Annotated in this window: 16 protein-coding genes; 8 read left to right on the top strand and 8 right to left on the bottom strand. The window is 68.8% G+C overall.

The genetic code is table 11. The features are described from left to right. Positions 1–76: 76 nt before the first annotated feature. Both ABZ382_RS10380 and ABZ382_RS10375 read left to right on the top strand, forming a co-directional pair. Complete coding sequence (locus ABZ382_RS10380) at positions 77–787, top strand: GAF and ANTAR domain-containing protein (protein ID WP_357086556.1); 711 nt, start codon at positions 77–79, stop codon at positions 785–787. 217 nt (positions 788–1,004) lie between these two features. Further along, positions 1,005–1,649 carry a sigma-70 family RNA polymerase sigma factor gene (locus ABZ382_RS10375; protein ID WP_357086554.1) on the top strand — a complete coding sequence of 215 codons (645 nt, stop codon included), beginning with the start codon at positions 1,005–1,007 and terminating at the stop codon, positions 1,647–1,649. A 25-nt stretch (positions 1,650–1,674) separates the two neighbouring features. Here the strand turns inward: ABZ382_RS10375 and ABZ382_RS10370 are convergent, their stop codons facing one another. From ABZ382_RS10370 to ABZ382_RS10340, 7 genes are all read right to left on the bottom strand, one after another. Continuing rightward, entirely contained in the window at positions 1,675–3,225 is a 1,551-nt protein-coding gene (locus ABZ382_RS10370; RefSeq protein ID WP_357086552.1) for an MFS transporter, read from the bottom strand. Between the two features lie 100 nt (positions 3,226–3,325). Continuing rightward, complete coding sequence (gene mscL / locus ABZ382_RS10365) at positions 3,326–3,718, bottom strand: large conductance mechanosensitive channel protein MscL (protein ID WP_357086551.1); 393 nt, start codon at positions 3,716–3,718, stop codon at positions 3,326–3,328. Between the two features lie 161 nt (positions 3,719–3,879). Next, complete coding sequence (locus tag ABZ382_RS10360; protein ID WP_357086549.1) at positions 3,880–5,460, bottom strand: BCCT family transporter; 1,581 nt, start codon at positions 5,458–5,460, stop codon at positions 3,880–3,882. 103 nt (positions 5,461–5,563) lie between these two features. Beyond that, positions 5,564–5,947 carry a hypothetical protein gene (locus ABZ382_RS10355; RefSeq protein ID WP_357086547.1) on the bottom strand — a complete coding sequence of 128 codons (384 nt, stop codon included), beginning with the start codon at positions 5,945–5,947 and terminating at the stop codon, positions 5,564–5,566. A gap of 10 nt (positions 5,948–5,957) precedes the next feature. Further along, complete coding sequence (locus ABZ382_RS10350; protein WP_357086545.1) at positions 5,958–6,137, bottom strand: hypothetical protein; 180 nt, start codon at positions 6,135–6,137, stop codon at positions 5,958–5,960. An 89-nt stretch (positions 6,138–6,226) separates the two neighbouring features. Beyond that, positions 6,227–7,525: a D-arabinono-1,4-lactone oxidase gene (locus ABZ382_RS10345; RefSeq protein ID WP_357086543.1), complete on the bottom strand. Its 1,299-nt coding sequence runs from the start codon at positions 7,523–7,525 to the stop codon at positions 6,227–6,229. 33 nt (positions 7,526–7,558) lie between these two features. Beyond that, positions 7,559–8,233, bottom strand: coding sequence for a helix-turn-helix domain-containing protein (locus tag ABZ382_RS10340; protein WP_357086541.1), 675 nt, complete (start codon positions 8,231–8,233; stop codon positions 7,559–7,561). 117 nt (positions 8,234–8,350) lie between these two features. Here ABZ382_RS10340 and ABZ382_RS10335 point away from each other — a divergent pair, with 117 nt between their 5' ends. Next, entirely contained in the window at positions 8,351–9,859 is a 1,509-nt protein-coding gene (locus tag ABZ382_RS10335) for an MFS transporter (protein ID WP_357086539.1), read from the top strand. Between the two features lie 91 nt (positions 9,860–9,950). On the opposite strand, the gene ABZ382_RS10330 is transcribed toward ABZ382_RS10335, so the two are convergent. Continuing rightward, a complete protein-coding gene (locus ABZ382_RS10330; protein ID WP_357087324.1) occupies positions 9,951–11,144 on the bottom strand; it encodes a lipase family protein in 1,194 nt (397 codons plus the stop codon). 136 nt (positions 11,145–11,280) lie between these two features. On the opposite strand from ABZ382_RS10330, the gene ABZ382_RS10325 reads away from it, so the two are divergent. The 5 genes from ABZ382_RS10325 (at position 11,281) to ABZ382_RS10305 (ending at position 15,437) form a co-directional block, all read left to right on the top strand. Beyond that, positions 11,281–11,709: a CrcB family protein gene (locus ABZ382_RS10325; RefSeq protein WP_357086538.1), complete on the top strand. Its 429-nt coding sequence runs from the start codon at positions 11,281–11,283 to the stop codon at positions 11,707–11,709. Next, positions 11,706–12,065, top strand: coding sequence for a DUF190 domain-containing protein (locus ABZ382_RS10320; protein WP_357086536.1), 360 nt, complete (start codon positions 11,706–11,708; stop codon positions 12,063–12,065). Before ABZ382_RS10325 ends, ABZ382_RS10320 begins: the two co-directional genes overlap by 4 nt. Next, positions 12,062–12,424, top strand: coding sequence for a fluoride efflux transporter CrcB (crcB, locus tag ABZ382_RS10315; RefSeq protein WP_357086534.1), 363 nt, complete (start codon positions 12,062–12,064; stop codon positions 12,422–12,424). Before ABZ382_RS10320 ends, crcB begins: the two co-directional genes overlap by 4 nt. A 47-nt stretch (positions 12,425–12,471) precedes the next feature. Beyond that, a complete protein-coding gene (gene pgm / locus ABZ382_RS10310) occupies positions 12,472–14,112 on the top strand; it encodes a phosphoglucomutase (alpha-D-glucose-1,6-bisphosphate-dependent) (protein ID WP_357086532.1) in 1,641 nt (546 codons plus the stop codon). 101 nt (positions 14,113–14,213) lie between these two features. Further along, positions 14,214–15,437, top strand: coding sequence for an MFS transporter (locus tag ABZ382_RS10305; RefSeq protein WP_357086530.1), 1,224 nt, complete (start codon positions 14,214–14,216; stop codon positions 15,435–15,437). The last annotated feature ends 35 nt before the right edge of the window (positions 15,438–15,472 follow it).

Below are 15,472 nucleotides of genomic sequence, written 5' to 3'. Positions count from 1 at the left end.
ATGGGCTGACGGCAAGAGCGGCACAGGAATACTTTCGTGGCGGGCGCCCGGCGTTCGCTGATGCGGGGTGAATGCGGTGTCCGACAGTGAGTTGCTGGTGACGGTGCTGGCCAGATTCGCGCGGCTGCTACCGGCGGCGGGCGAACTGCCCCAGATTCTGGACGAGTTGATGCGCAGCGCCATCGATGTGCTGGAGCCGGGCGGGGTGACGGTGGCACTGTCCGCCCGACTACGAGGCGACCGGTCCGAACTCTTCACCGGTATCCCCGAGGACCTCCTGGACCTCGAGGTCTGCCAGCGCGACCACGACCGTGGACCCGGCGTGGTCGCCCACGCCTGCGGAGCGCCGGTGACCGTCACCGACATCGGCAGCTACGGCGACCTGTGGCCGGAGTACACGACCCTGGCCGGGCGGCATCGGATCGCCTCGGTCGCCGCCGTCCCCATGCGCCTGGACGCCACCGAAGCCGGTGTGCTGAGCCTGTATTCGCGCGAGGCCCGGCACTGGACCGGCCAGGACCTGTCGGTGGCGACGCTGCTGGCGGGCATGGCCGCCGGGCACATCGTCACCGCCGATCTGGTGCGCCGCCACCAGCGGGTGACCGAGCAGCTCCAGCACGCGCTCACCACCCGCATCGTGGTGGAACAGGCCAAGGGCGTGCTCGCCCATGCCCACCACACCACCCCCGACGCGGCGTTCGAGTTGATCCGCGCGCACGCCCGCCGCAATCGGGTGACGGTGCACGCGGTCGCGCACGGCATCGTCGCTCTGGGGCTGCGGATCTGATCCGCGCCCGGTCGGCCGGGTTTGCCGGGATGGCGTCCGGTTAATCGGATCGGTGCGGGCATCGGCCCCCGGGGCGTAGCCTGGATTCTTGGCGGAACCGAAAGCCCCTGTCCCCGGCCGGTTTCCGTAGTGGCCGTCCCAGTCCTCGACGGCTCGTTTCGACATATCCGTATCCGGACACCGTCGATCCGCTCGCTTCGTCGACCTGGGGGCAATCGTGAATTCCTCACGTGCACCACATCGTTCCGCTGCCCATCCGGCAGTCCGTCCGTCATCGGCCCACCCCGTCCGACCCACGACCGTCCCTGCCCGCCGCACCCGGCGCGGCAGCGAGTTCGACAGCCTCGTCCGCCGCATCGCCGAGCGCGACCGCGCCGCCTACGAGGAGCTCTACCGCCGCACCCGCGGTCTCATCTACTCCCGCGTCCTGAACATCCTGTACGACACCGGATATGCCGAGGAAACCTGTCACGAGGTCTACCTCCAGGTCTGGCGCAGCGCCCCGAACTTCGACCCGGCCCGCGGCAATGCGCTGACCTGGCTCACCACCCTGGCCCACCATCAGGCGGTGGACCGGGTCCGGCGCGAGCGCAGCGCCGCCGGGCACGAACACCGCTGGGGCGTCGGCGATTACCGCCCCGCCATCGATGTGGTGGCCGAGGAGATCCTGCGCCGCCAGGAGCAGCGCGCAATCCGTCGCGGCCTGTCCACCCTCACCCCCAATCAGCGCGAGTCGGTGGTGCTGGCGTTCTACGGCGGGCTCACCTACCCGCAGGTCGCGGACCGGCTGGGGATCGGCTTGCCCGCCGTGAAGGCCCGCATCCGCTCCGGCCTCGCGCAACTGAAAGTCGCACTGGCATAGCCGGATACATCCCGGACAGGGGGTCTCAGTGCGCGGCGGTCGCCTTGAAGCCGCGCGGAACCAGGATCACGGTGAGCACCGCGACCGCGCCCACCAGCCCCGTCGAGATCCAGGAGGTGGTGGTGAGCGCCGCGTCGTAGGCGTGCTGAGCGATGCGCAGCACCTCGTCGCCGGTGGGTCCCCCGATCCGCTCGGCGACGTGGGCCGCGCCGCCCACCGAGCCCTGCGCCTCGGTCAGATCGTCGCCGTGCAGCGGCAATCCGGTCATGTGGCCGGTGAACAAACGGCCGTGGATGCTACCCAGCAGCGCCACGCCCAGACCGATGCCCAGCTCGTAGTTGGTCTCCTCGACCGCCCCCGCCTGCCCGGCGCGCTCGGCGGGCACCGAGGCGACCAGGACGGCGGCGGCCGTGGTGATCGCGATGCCGTCACCGATGCCCAGACACAGCAGCACCAGGGCGACGATCGGGTAGGTGGTGTCGGGAATCGCGGCCAGCACCGCGAAACCCGCTGCCAGCGCGCCCAATCCGAAACCCATCAGCGCGCGCACGCCCACGCGCCGCATGAGCCAGGGGGTGGCCAGCGAACCGAACAGGGTGGCCAGCGCCGCGGGCAGGGTGCGCATACCGGCCTCCGACGGCGAGTAGCCGTGAATGTATTGCAGCCACAAGGAGATCAGGAACAGGGCCGCGCCGATCGCCAGCATGGCGAGCAGGGTGGCGAGCGCCGCGGCGGTGAAGGCGCGATTGCGGAACAACCGCACATCCAGCAGCGGGTCGGGCGACTTCGACTGCCGGTAGGCGAACAGCCCCAGCAGGAGTACCGACGACACCATGATGATCAGATCGACCGGGGCCGGATTGCCCTTGGCCACATGCTTGATGCCCCACGCCAGCGCCACGATGCCCAGCACCGACAGCGCCGCGCTGCCCCAGTCCAGCCGGCCGTGCTGCGGGGCCCGGTACTCCGGCAGCAGCCACAGTCCCGCGGCCACGGTGAGGATCACCACGGGCACATTGAGCCAGAAGGCCGCCGACCAGCCGAACGCCTCCACCAGATGACCGCCGACCAGCGGGCCGATGGCCGCGCCGCCACCGGCCACCGAGGCCCAGATGCCGATGGCGAGGGTGCGTTCGTGGTCATCGGTGAAGATATTGCGGATCAGCGAGAGCGTGGACGGCATCACCATGGCCCCACCGACGCCGAGCAGCGCGCGGCCCGCGATGAGCTGGGCGGGGGAGTGCGCGGTCGCCGCGATCACCGAGGCGACGCCGAAGAGCAGGAAGCCGAGCAGGAACAGCAGTTTCCGGCCGTACCGGTCGCCGATCGCGCCGCAGGTGATCAGCAGACCGCCCAGCACCAGGCCGTAGAGGTCGACGATCCACAGCTGCTCCATGGGGGTGGGCGCCATGTGATCGATGAGCGAGGGCAGCGCGACATTGAGGATGGTCGCGTCCATCGCCACCAGCAGCAGGCTCGCGCAGAGCACGGCGAGCATGGCCCACCGGCTCGCCGGTGCGGGCCGCACCGGGTCCGCCAGATCCCGCGCCTGTTCCCGGGGTGGAATGCGGCCCACGGTTCCCGCCTCCTCGACTAGACCTCTGTCCGGCTGTCGGCAACAGCCTGGCTAAGCCTAGTCGAGGCGCTGAGTGGAACCCTGGCTCGACCGTGGGGAACTACCGGCCGGCGTTCTGCTTGGCGAGCAGGTCGCGGATCTCGGTGAGCAGCTCCAGTTCGGTCGCCACCTTCTCCTCCTCGGCCTTCGCGAAGCGGCTCTTGAGGGTGTTCATCGGCAGGATGAGCACGAAGTAGAGCACCGCCGCGACGCACAGGAAGTTGATGCCCGCGCTGATGATCGGCCCGAGGGCGACGAAGGTGGACGGCTTGTCCGCCAGCAGTTGGAAGCCCAGACCGAACTCCTTGTTCCCGCCGAGGGTGGCGAGCAGCGGCTCGATCACGCCCTTGGTCACCGAGGTGACGATGGCGGTGAAGGCCGTGCCCATGACCACCGCCACCGCGAGATCGATGACATTGCCCCTCATCAGGAAGTCTTTGAAGCCCTTGAGCATGATGCGCGCAGTTCCAATCCGAGACGTTTTCGTGATGTTCCGGATGGGAGTTTAAATGCTGGTCGGGGCCTCGTGTGCACATGGCACACCCCCCTTGACGCGTATCACTCCGGTTCGCCGGAAGGTACTGGCACACATTTGGCAAACCGGAAGGTTCCGAATCAGCTCCCGCGGCCCGGCGTCGAGCTCGCGTGCTCGGCCCGGAAGGTCTTCACCAGCGCCACGCACATGGCCAGCAACACCACGCTGAACGGCAAGGCGATCAGGATCGCCACGGTCTGCAGCGTGGTCAGCGCGGCCGTGCCGGTGCCGCTGGCCACCAGCAGCGCCGCCGCCACCGCACCCTGCGCGGTGGTCCAGAACGCGCGACTCCAGGTCGGCGGCTCCGGATTGCCGCCCGAGGACAGCATGTTCACCACCAGCGCCCCCGAATCCGCGGAGGTGACGAAGAACAGCACGATCACCAGGATCGCCAGCCCCGCCGTGATCGATCCGCCGGGCAGGGTGTTCAGCAGTTCGAACAGCGCGCTGTCGCGATCGGGCCCGTCCGGACCGACCAGCCCGCCGCCGCCGAACATCTCGCGGTGCAGGCCCGCCCCGCCGAACACCGCGAACCACACGAAGGTCAGCAGCGTCGGCACCAGCAGCACCCCGGCCACGAACTCCCGCACCGTGCGACCGCGCGAGATGCGCGCGATGAACACGCCCACGAACGGGGCCCAGGAAATCCACCAGCCCCAATAGAAGACGGTCCACTGCTGGGTCCAGGCCGTCCCGGTGGGGCCTTCGGTCGCGCCGGTGTACATGCTGATCCGCGGCAGCGACTGCAGGTACTGGCCCACGTTCTGCACCAGATCGTCGACGATGAACAGCGTCGGCCCGACGATCAGCACGAACAGCATCAGCGCGCCCGCCACACCCATATTGAGCTGGGACAGCAGCTTGATGCCCTTGTCCACGCCGGTCACCACCGACACCGTGGCCAGCGTGGTGACCGCCACGACCAGCGTCACCTGCAGGCCCTTGCCCGGTTCGTGCAGCCAGCCCTGATGATTCAGCCCGGCCGAGATCTGCAGCACGCCCAGCCCCAGCGAGGTCGCCACACCGAAGACGGTGCCGATCACCGCCACCACGTCGATGACGTCTCCGCGCCAGCCTCGAACCTTGTCGCCCGCAATCGATTCCAGCGACCAGCGGATCGACACGGGCCTGCCCTTGCGGTGGATGGAGTACGCGATGGCCAGCCCGACCACCACGTAGATGGCCCACGGGTGGATGCCCCAGTGCAGGAAGGTCTGCACCATCGCCGAATCCGCGCGCTGTGCCGGGGTGGACCCGACCCCGGGACGCGGGTCCTCGTAGTGGAACAACGGTTCGGCCACGCCCCAGAACACCAGGCCGATCCCCATACCCGCCGCGAACAGCATGGAAAGCCAAGCGCCGATGGAGTATTCGGCCTTCTCGCCGTCCTCGCCCAGGGTGATGCCGCCGAACCGGCCCAGTCCCAGCCAGATCGCGAACACCACGAAAAGGCTCACGATCAGGATGTAGTACCAGCCGAAGCCGCCGATCACATTGTCCTGCAGCGCTTTCGCCTGCTGAGCCGCGGTGTCGCGGAAGACGATGGCGTACACGGTGAAGGCGGTCACCACGATGGCGGAGGGCCAGAACACCCGGGGAGCCACCGCCACTCGATGATGGGCCGGAACCGTCTCGGTCGAGGTATGGCGGGTTGTGCTCACGTGCGGTGCCCCCTGCGGTCGTCGTCTGCTGCGATCTACCTGCCGAACACATGCGAACAACCCCGGTTCCGGGCCGCGCGGCCCGGAACCGGGGTTGGCTGAACTACTTTCCGGCCCTGTTCTTCAGCGCGGTGACGATCTCGTTGACCGCGGCCAGCACGTCCTGTGCGGCGTGGTCGAGGTTGGCCCGCACCTGTTCGAGGGTGGCCTGGAAGTCCTCGGGAGTGATCTTGTCGGCGAAGGACTTCGCCATATCGGCGAGGTCGGCGGCCGCGGTCTGAGCTCGATCGGCCAGTTCGGCGGCGGCGCCGCTGGCCCGTTCGGCCAGCTGCCCGGTCGCCGCCCCGGCCCGCTCGCGCAGGTCGGCGGCGGTGACCCCGAGATCGGTGGTCAGGTCGTCGGCGGTGGTGCGCAGGTCGTCTGCCAGGCGTTCGGTCGCGTCCTCGAACTTCGACGCGCCGTCGCCGAGATCGTCGTTGGTCGGCATGGTCGGACCCCTACTTCGATCCGCGGTCGAACATCCCCTTGACCTTGTCGGCCAAGCCGCCCGCCCATTCCTTGACTTCGTCACCGGCCTTCTCGGCCCACTCCTTGGCCTCGTCGCCCGCCTTCTCGACCCATTCCCTGGCGTCCTCGGGCTTCCCGCCCGCCTCGTTGCCGTCGCTGAAAGAACTCATCGGAACCTCCTACGTGGGTGGTCACGCCCGGAAGAGCAGCGATCTTTCAGCAATCGATACTAGTCGGTTTGTCCTAGGCTGGGGCGTACTCAGTTCACCGGGCCCAGGACGCGTTCGATGTAGGCGTTGGTGAACCGGCCCTTGGGGTCGAAACGGCGGCGCACCTCGGCGAAGCGGTCCCACTCCGGGTAGCGCTCACGCAGCGTCTCGGCGGTCTGGAAGTGCCGCTTGCCCCAGTGCGGGCGGCCGTTGTAGCGGTCGAAAACGCGTTCGCAGGCGCGGAAATACGGCTCGTAGTTCATGCCCTCGTACTGGTGCACCGCGATGTAGCAGGTCTCGCGGCCACCGGCGGGGGACAGGAAGGCGTCGTCGGGGGCGACCCAGCGCACCTCGATCGGCATCGGGGTGTCGAAATGCTTGGCCACCTCCTTGATCTCGCGGATGGCGTCGATCGAATGCTCGCGCGGGATGGCGTATTCCATCTCGGTGAAGCGGAACAGCCGGGGGCTGGCGAAGACCTTGTAGGAGCGTTCGACCTGGCGGCGGTAGCTGCCCGCGTAGGCGGCGCTGCGCTGGATCATCGGGATCAGGCTGGGGCGCCACCGGGTGAGTTTGCACAGCGCGTCGAAGGTGTAGTTGGTCATGAGGATGTCGGAGAACCAGTCGACCGCTTTGCCGCGCGGTTGCTCGGCGAGGTCGACCCGGTTGTTGCGCTTGGTCATGGCCAGCGGGCTGTGCGCGAACATGTAGAACTCGAAGTGCTCGTTGCCCTCGACGAAGGTGTCCAGATCGGCCAGCACGTCCTCGACCGGGACCGGCCGCTCGATGCCCTCGAGCACGAACGACGGCACCATCTGCAGCGTCACGGCCGTGACCACGCCCAGTGCACCGATATTCACGCGCGCGGCGCGCCAGCCGTCGGGGTCGGTCTGCTCGTTGAGTTCGACCCGGCTGCCGTCGGCCAGCATGAGCTCCACCGAATGCAGTGCGGCGGAGAGGTTCTGCAGCTTGGATCCGGTCCCGTGGGTGCCGGTGGCGGTGGCGCCGGCGATCGACTGCACGTCGATGTCGCCGAGATTGGGGAAGGCCAGGCCCAGCGGGTGCAGCGCGTTGCTGGCGGCGTTGAGGGTGATGCCGGCCTCGGCGCGGACCAGGCCGGTGGCGCGGTCCACGTGCAGGATCTTGTCGAGCTGGTTCAGCCGCATGAGCGTGCCGTCGGTGAGCACGGTCTCGGTGAAGGAGTGCCCGGATCCGGCGACCCGGACGGTGTGGCCGTTCGCTTCGGCCTGAGCGAGTACTGCCGCGACGTCCTCGGGCGAGCTCGGTTCGGCGATGGACGCCGGGGTACAGCTCTGATCCCCGGCCCAGTTCACCCAAGAGTTGGTCATGCGACCAACTTTAAACCGCGAGTGTGATGCGCGCTACCGTTTGCGCGGGTTGAAGGCAGCCGCCTTCGCTCGCTCGACCTCGTCCTCGGACAGCGGAGGCTGCGTGAGCGGCAGGCGAGGCACGCTGTCGCCGCGCACGCCATTGAGAATCACCGCCATGTAGCGCTCCCACACTTCGGGATTGACCGGCCGCGCGAAGCCCGCGATGCCGTCGACCATGTTCACCATGGCGAAGAAATCGGCCGGTTCGATGTCGGGCTGCAACACGCCCGCGTCCTTGGCGCGCGCGATGACCGCCTGCATGCCGGGCCGGATCTGATCCTTCATGCACACGAAGCGATCCATGCTGTCGTGCAGCTCGAGGATCACCTCACTGAAGCCCCGGTTGGCGGCGATGTGCCGGCAGGAGTACTCGAACAGGTCGGTCAGGCCCTCCCAGGGATCCGGGTGGTGCAGCGCCACGTTCACGGCCTCGGCCAGTTCGGTGACCATCTGCTCGAAGACCTCGGAGATGAGCTCCTGCTTGTTGGCGAAGCGACGGTAGACCGTGCCGACGCCGACACCTGCCCGCTCGGCCACATCGTCGAGGGTGACGTCCAGCCCGCGATCGGCGAACAGCTCGCGGGCGGCCGCGATGATGCGCTGCTGATTGCGGGCGGCGTCCGCGCGCAGACGCCGAGGTGGGGGCGCGGTGGTGACGTGATTCACAGGCTAATCCTATCAGCAATCGGGATTATCCGGAGGAGTTATCTCCGTTTAGCTGATAGCTTGATCGGTAAGCGGAGATGGTTTCTCCACTAAGTCTAGGGGACGAGGACACCAACCATGACTACAGCGCTCGAGAAAGATGTCACAGCCCCGGCTGCGACCGAGGACAAGGCAGGGCGGCGCGGATCGCACGCCCTGCGCTGGTGGGTGCTCGCCGTACTCGGCGTCGCCCAGTTGATGGTCGTGCTCGACGCGACCGTCGTGAACATCGCGCTCCCGCACGCGCAGGCCGACCTCGGCTTCTCCAACGGCGATCGGCAGTGGGTCATCACCGGCTACGCGCTGGCCTTCGGCTCGCTGCTGCTGCTCGGCGGACGGCTCTCCGACCTGTTCGGCCGTCGCACCACCTTCATCACCGGTCTGATCGGCTTCGCGGTCGCCTCCGCGGTCGGCGGCGCGGCCGGCAACTTCGAGGTGCTGGTCGGCTCCCGCGTCGCGCAGGGCGTGTTCGCCGCGCTGCTCGCGCCCGCCGCGCTCTCGCTGCTGACCGTCACCTTCACCGAACCCGCCGAGCGCGCAAAGGCATTCGGCATCTTCGGCGCCATCGCGGGCGCGGGCGGCGCGCTCGGCCTGCTGCTGGGCGGCGCGCTCACCGAATGGGCCTCGTGGCGCTGGGTGATGTACGTGAACCTGGTCTTCGCGGCCGTCGCGCTGGTCGGTGCGATCCTGCTGCTGGCCAAGCACACCGCCACCACCCGCCCCAAGCTCGACCTGCCCGGCACCGTGACCGTGACCGCCGCGCTGTTCGGCATCGTCTACGGCTTCTCGCACGCCGAATCCGACGGCTGGACCAACGGCCTCACCCTGGCCTTCCTGATCGGCGGCGTCGCGCTGCTGGGCGTGTTCGTGTGGCTGGAACAGCGTGTCGCGCACCCGCTGCTGCCGCTGCGCGTGGTGCTGGACCGCACCCGCGGCGCGTCCTACGTCGCCGTGTTCACCATCGGCATCGGCATGTTCGCCATGTTCCTGTTCCTCACCTACTACATGCAGCAGCAGCTGGGGTACTCGCCGATCCGCACCGGCGTCGCGTTCCTGCCGATGGTCGCGGGCATGGTCGCCGCCTCCACCACCGTGCCCGCGCTGCTCATCCCGCGGGTGGGTCCGAAGGTGACCGTGGTGACCGGATTCCTGCTCGCCACACTGGGAATGGCGCTGCTGACCCGCATCGGCGTGGACACCGGGTACGCGAGCCACATCCTGCCGAGCCTGCTGCTGATGGGCCTGGGCCTGGGTATGGCGATGTCCACCGCGTTCAGCGGCGCGACCGCGGGCGTGGAGCACGCCGACGCCGGCGTCGCCTCGGCCATGGTGAACACCAGCCAGCAGGTGGGCGGCTCGATCGGCACCGCGCTGCTCAGCACGCTGGCCGCGACCTCGTTCAACGACTATGTGGCCGGGCACGTTCCGCCGTCGCCGCGGGTGCTGGCCGAGGCGGCGGTGCAGAGCTACACCACCACCTTCTGGTGGGCCGCCGCGATCTTCGTGGTCGGCGCGGTGGTCACCGGGCTGATCATGCCGAACAAGGTACCGGTCCCGGCCGAGGGCGAACCCGTTCTCGCGCACTGAGATTCGAACCCCTGGACAACGCGCTCCGGATAGCGAAGCGGCCCCGCTCACCGAGGTGAGCGGGGCCGCTTCGTATTCCGGCTTACCGCGATCAGCGGCAGTTGGAGGGCGGGGCCAGGCCCGCGAACCGGTCGGACAGATAGTTCACGGCGTTGACCGTGCCGGGGAACGCGGCGGTGCCGTGGTCCGCGCCCGGGATGACGTCGAACTGGACCGGCGTCCCGGCGGCGCAGTAGCGGCCCGCGGTGTACTGGGCCAGATCCAGCGGCACCTGGTCGTTGCCGCCGTGCCATTGGTAGAGCGGCTGGCGGATCAGCTCGGGCACGGTCTCGAGCGCGTTCTCCTCCAGGGCGCGGATCAGCGCCGGATCGTTCTCCCTACCCGGGGTGAAGACCTCGCCGATGCTGTGGTTGGCGCCGACCACAATGATGTCTTCCACACAGGAATTGGCGATCCGGTCGCGCATCCAGAAGCCGTAGGGTGTGAGTGAGCTGTCGAGCTCCATCTCGCGGGGGTACTCGCGTTCCATGCCCGCGGCGACCGCGAAGCCGAGTCCGAACAGCGGCTGCGGCGTGTTCCCGGCCTGGATGGCAATTCTGCCCGGATTGACCGGTACGCCGCCGATGGCGACGCCGACGATCGGCAGCTCCGGCGCATAATCGGGGGCGATGGCGGCCGCGAATCCGGTGGACATCGAGCCGCCGGAGTATCCGGCCAGGCCGACCGGTCCGACACCCAGTCCGGCGGGGGTAAACCGCTGGACCGCGCGAATCCCGTCCAGGGTGATCTGGCCGCCCATGCGGGCCGCGCCGTAGGCGCTGTCGGGCCCGAGATGATCGGGCACCGCGATCGCCCAGCCCCTGGCCACCAGCAACGGGATCGCCGACGCCTCCTTCATGCCCCCGTCGAACAGGCTGTGCGACGGCGCGCATTGCAGGCCCAGGGAATTCACGAACGGCTGATAGGACACCAGCGGCCGCGGCCCGGGGCCGGGGGAGATCAGCGTGGTCACCGCGGCGATGGGCGCGCCGGTGGAATTGGTGGAGCGGAACAGGATCTGCCACACCGTCGCCCCGGGGAACGGGTGGATGGGCACCTGGCGGGAGTTCAGCACGTCGCCGTTCTGGGCGGCGTCGAGATTCCCTGCGGCGTAGTAGAACCCGTCCGGATCCGGGACGGGGAAAATCGCCCCGGCGTGCGCCGCGGGCGCGGCCGCCATGACGGCCACCAGGACCGTGGCGATTCCGAAGCTCTGGACCAGCATCTTTCTGATCGACTGGCGCACCGCCAACTTGGCTCTCCTCGAGGCCGATGGGACAACACCGGGCAAGCCGCACTATCCTCGCAGTTCCGGGCTGCTGTTCGGTCTCAGCAACACGCCAGACAGCGGCGATTGGGCCAGGCACATCGAAGGGAGGGTGATGGCGGCGAACTCCGCGGGCGTCGACGTCGCCCTGCTCGGCGTCATCGCCCTGGGCGGCGCGATCGGGGCGGAGGCGCGCTACGGGGTGGGCGTCCTGCTGCCGCAGCGCGGTCCGATCCCCTGGCACACCTTGGCGGTCAACGCGATCGGTTGCTTGCTCATCGGGGTACTCATGGTCTGCATCACCGAGATCTGGGCGGCGCACCGGCTGCTGCGGCCGTTCCTCGGGGTCGGTGTGCTGGGCGGATTCACCACCATGTCCACATATGCCGGGGAAGTTCGTACACTGCTCGAATCGGGCCGAATCGGCTACGGGCTCGGCTACCTCGGGGGGACGGTGGTGACCGGGCTGATCGCGGTCGTGCTGGGCGTGGGTGCGACACGATGGATATCGGGAACGGCGCGACGATTGGGGGCAGGACGATGAGCACGGAGTCCGACACCGACGCGGTCCGGCGGTGGATACCGGCGTCGCGGCTGACGGTGCTGCTCGGCGAGGACGACACCTATCGGCATCGGCCCCGCTACCACGAGATCGTGCGGCGTGCCCGGGATGCCGGATTGGCCGGGGCGAGCGTGTGGCGCGGCGTCGAGGGGTACGGGGTGTCCTCCCAGATCCACACCACCCGACTGCTCGATCTGGCCGAGCGGCTGCCGGTGATGGTCATGATCATCGACGACACCGACCGGTTGCGTTCTTTCGTGGAAACCAATGCGGACCTGCTGGATTCGCTGACCGTCGCGCTCTCGCCCGTCGAACTCTTCGACGGGGTGCGGCGGTGACCGCGCTGGCGGTGATCCTGGGCGCGCTGCTCGGTGCGCCCGCCCGATATCTGGTGGATCGCGCGTTGGCCCTTCGATTCGATAGTGTTCTCCCCCTGGGCACACTGACGGTGAACATGGGCGGTTCGGCGTTGCTGGGCGCGTTGATCGGTGCGGGAGCAAACCATTGGCTCTTCGCGGCCGCGGGAACGGGCTTCTGCGGCGCGCTGACCACGTTCAGTACGTTCGGATACGAAACGGTTCGATTGGCCGAGGAGGGCGCTTACAGCTATGCGGTGGCGAACGTCGTGATCGGCGTCGGCGCGAGCCTGGCCGCGGCCTACCTCGGTGTCCAACTCGGGCAGTGGGTACGGCCGTGATCCTGATGACCAGCCGGGCGCAGGCGATACGGAAGGGAGGTGCGGGCATGGCCCACGATCGAGCCGGACGACCGGCGCGGTCCACGGACCTCGAGGACATCGCACACCTGGTGACCGCCTATTACAGCCGCATCCCGGATCCGGCCGATCCCGCGCAGCTGGTCTCCTTCGGCACCTCCGGGCATCGCGGATCCAGCCTGGACTGCGCGTTCAACGAGGCGCACATCCTGGCCATCACGCAGGCCATCGTGGAATACCGGGCCTCGCGCGGCATCACCGGGCCGGTGTACCTGGCGCGGGACACGCACGCGCTGTCCGAGCCCGCCTGGACCACCGCCCTGGAGGTGCTCGCCGCCAACGATGTCACCGCGGTCATCGACGCCCGCGACAGGTACACGCCCACACCGGCTTTGAGTCACGCCGTGCTGCGCCACAATCGGGGCGGCACCCGGCATCAGGCCGACGGCATCGTGGTGACGCCCTCGCACAATCCGCCTCGCGACGGCGGCTTCAAATACAACCCGCCGCACGGCGGCCCGGCCGACACCATCGCCACCGACGCCATCGCCGCCCGCGCCAACGAGCTGCTGCGCACCGGGCTCGCCGAGGTCAGGCGCACCTCGCTGGCGCACGCGCTGGCCACCAACGTGGAGCGCTACGACTATCTGGACCGCTACATCTCGGACCTACCCAACGTGCTGAATCTGGACGCCATTCGCGGCGCCGGGATTCGGCTGGGCGCTGACCCCATGGGCGGGGCCTCGGTGGACTACTGGGAGGAGATCGGGCAGCGCTACGATCTCGAGCTCGAGGTGGTGAACCCGTTCGTCGACCCGACGTGGCGGTTCATGACGCTGGACTCCGACGGGCGGATCCGGATGGATCCGTCCTCGCGCTACGCCATGGCCTCACTCGTGGCGATTCGCGACGATTACGACATTTCGACCGGCAATGACGCGGACGCGGACCGGCACGGGATCGTGACTCCCGATGCGGGACTGATGAATCCGAACCACTTCCTGGCGGTGGCGATCGAGTACATGATCGCCAACCGGATGGGCTGGGACGCGCTGACCAAGATCGGCAAGACGGTGGTGACGTCCTCCATGATCGACCGGGTGGTCGGCGTGCTGGGGCGTGACGTGTACGAGGTGCCGGTCGGGTTCAAATGGTTCGTGCCCGGATTGTTCAGCGGCAGCCTGGCTTTCGGCGGCGAGGAGTCCGCGGGCGCCTCGTTCCTGCGCATGGACGGCACCGTCTGGACCACCGACAAGGACGGCATCCTGCTGGCCCTGCTCGCCGCGGAGATCACCGCGGTCACCGGGCAGAGCCCGTCCACCCGCTACGCCGAACTCGAGAAGCGCTACGGCTCACCCGCCTACGCCCGGGTCGACGCCACCGCCACCGCGGAACAGAAGACCCGCCTCGCGGCGTTGACGCCGGACATGATCACCGCGACCGAAATCGCCGGCGAGCCCGTCACCGGCATCCAGACCCGCGCCCGCGGCAATGGCGCGGCCCTGGGCGGGCTCAAGATCACCACGGAGAACGCGTGGTTCGCGGCCCGGCCCTCCGGGACCGAGGACAAGTACAAGATCTACGCCGAATCCTTCGAGGGCCCCGAGCACCTCGTGCAGGTGCAGGCGGCCGCGGAGGAGATCGTCGGACACGCGTTGTCCGGTGAGTAGTACGGCGTTGAGCCGGGCGTTGAGTGGATCGGTGTGTGCGGTGGAGATGTCGAGGTGTGCCGGGGCGATCGCGCGACTATCGGAGCGTGAGGTGTGTACCGGTGAGTGAATCGGTGGAAGTGGCGCAGTCACGGCGGCTGCCCGTGGAGATCTGGGTGCTGGTGGGCTCGGCCTTCACCATCGCCATCGGATTCGGTTTGGTCGCACCGGCCCTGCCGCAGTTCGCGCGGAGCTTCGACGTCGGCGTGGCGGCGGCCTCGTTCATCGTGAGCGCGTTCGCGTTGATGCGCTTGATCTTCGCGCCCATGGCCGGGCGGCTGTTGCAGAAACTGGGCGAGCGCCCGGTCTACCTGACCGGCCTGCTGATCGTCGCGGTCTCCACCGGCGCGTGCGCCCTCGCGCAAAGCTATTGGCAGCTCCTGGTTCTGCGTTCGCTGGGCGGGATCGGATCCACCATGTTCACGGTGTCCTCCCTGGGCCTGGTCATCCGCATGTCCCCGCCCGCCGAACGCGGCCGCGTCTCCGGCGTCTACTCCACCAGCTTCCTCATCGGGTCCATCAGCGGCCCGCTGGTCGGCGGCGCCCTGTCCTTCCTGGGTCTGCGCGCCCCGTTCCTGATCTACTGCGTAGCCCTCCTGATCGCCAGCCTCATCGTCTATGTGGCCCTCCGCGATTCCCCGCTCGCGCTGCCGGAGAAGACCGACGGCGCGCCCACCATGTCCTTCCGCGAGGCGGTCGCCCGCCCCGCCTATCGCGCTGCCCTGTGGGCGAACTTCGGCAACGGCGCCGCCGTCTTCGGCGTCCGGATGGCCTTGGTCCCGCTGATCGTCGTGGAGGTCCTGAAACAGGACGCCGCCCTGGCGGGCGTGGCCCTCACGGCCTTCGCCCTCGGCAACGCCTCGGTCCTGTTCCTCTCCGGCCGCTGGTCGGACACCCTGGGCCGCAGACCCTTCCTCATCGCGGGCACCCTGGTCTGCGCCGTGGGCACAGCGGGCATCGGCCTCGCCTCGACCCTGCCCTGGCTCCTCGCCGCCTCCGCCCTCGCAGGCGTCGGATCAGGAATGTTCACGCCCGCCCTGCAGGCCGCGGTCGCCGACATCATCGGCCCCGGCCGCCGCGGCGGCCCGGTCCTCGCCGGCTACCAGATGTCCGCCGACCTCGGCACCTTCCTCGGCCCCTACGCCATCGGCCTGCTCGCCGACCGCGTCTCCTACGGCGTGGCCCTCGGCGTCACCGGCATCCTCCTCGCCTCCGCCTCCGCGGTCTGGCTGGTCGTGCCCGAGACGCTGCGCCGCAAGGAAGCCGCGCTCGCCGTCGACCGTTAGGGGTGGGTATCGGTGGGGTGGGGGTGTCGGGCAGA

It is taken from the genome of Nocardia sp. NPDC005825 (assembly GCF_040630175.1).
Lineage (GTDB): Bacteria > Actinomycetota > Actinomycetes > Mycobacteriales > Mycobacteriaceae > Nocardia.
This window is presented reverse-complemented; position numbering and strand designations above follow the sequence as displayed.

Bases quoted from the DNA above. Each gene is read 5' to 3' on its own strand.
- mscL (WP_357086551.1), bottom strand. From the start codon at position 3,718: ATGCTCAAGGGCTTCAAAGACTTCCTGATGAGGGGCAATGTCATCGAT.
- ABZ382_RS10355 (WP_357086547.1), bottom strand. From the start codon at position 5,947: ATGCCGACCAACGACGATCTCGGCGACGGCGCGTCGAAGTTCGAGGAC.
- ABZ382_RS10350 (WP_357086545.1), bottom strand. From the start codon at position 6,137: ATGAGTTCTTTCAGCGACGGCAACGAGGCGGGCGGGAAGCCCGAGGAC.
- ABZ382_RS10345 (WP_357086543.1), bottom strand. From the start codon at position 7,525: ATGACCAACTCTTGGGTGAACTGGGCCGGGGATCAGAGCTGTACCCCG.
- ABZ382_RS10335 (WP_357086539.1), top strand. From the start codon at position 8,351: ATGACTACAGCGCTCGAGAAAGATGTCACAGCCCCGGCTGCGACCGAG.
- ABZ382_RS10325 (WP_357086538.1), top strand. From the start codon at position 11,281: ATGGCGGCGAACTCCGCGGGCGTCGACGTCGCCCTGCTCGGCGTCATC.
- ABZ382_RS10320 (WP_357086536.1), top strand. From the start codon at position 11,706: ATGAGCACGGAGTCCGACACCGACGCGGTCCGGCGGTGGATACCGGCG.
- pgm (WP_357086532.1), top strand. From the start codon at position 12,472: ATGGCCCACGATCGAGCCGGACGACCGGCGCGGTCCACGGACCTCGAG.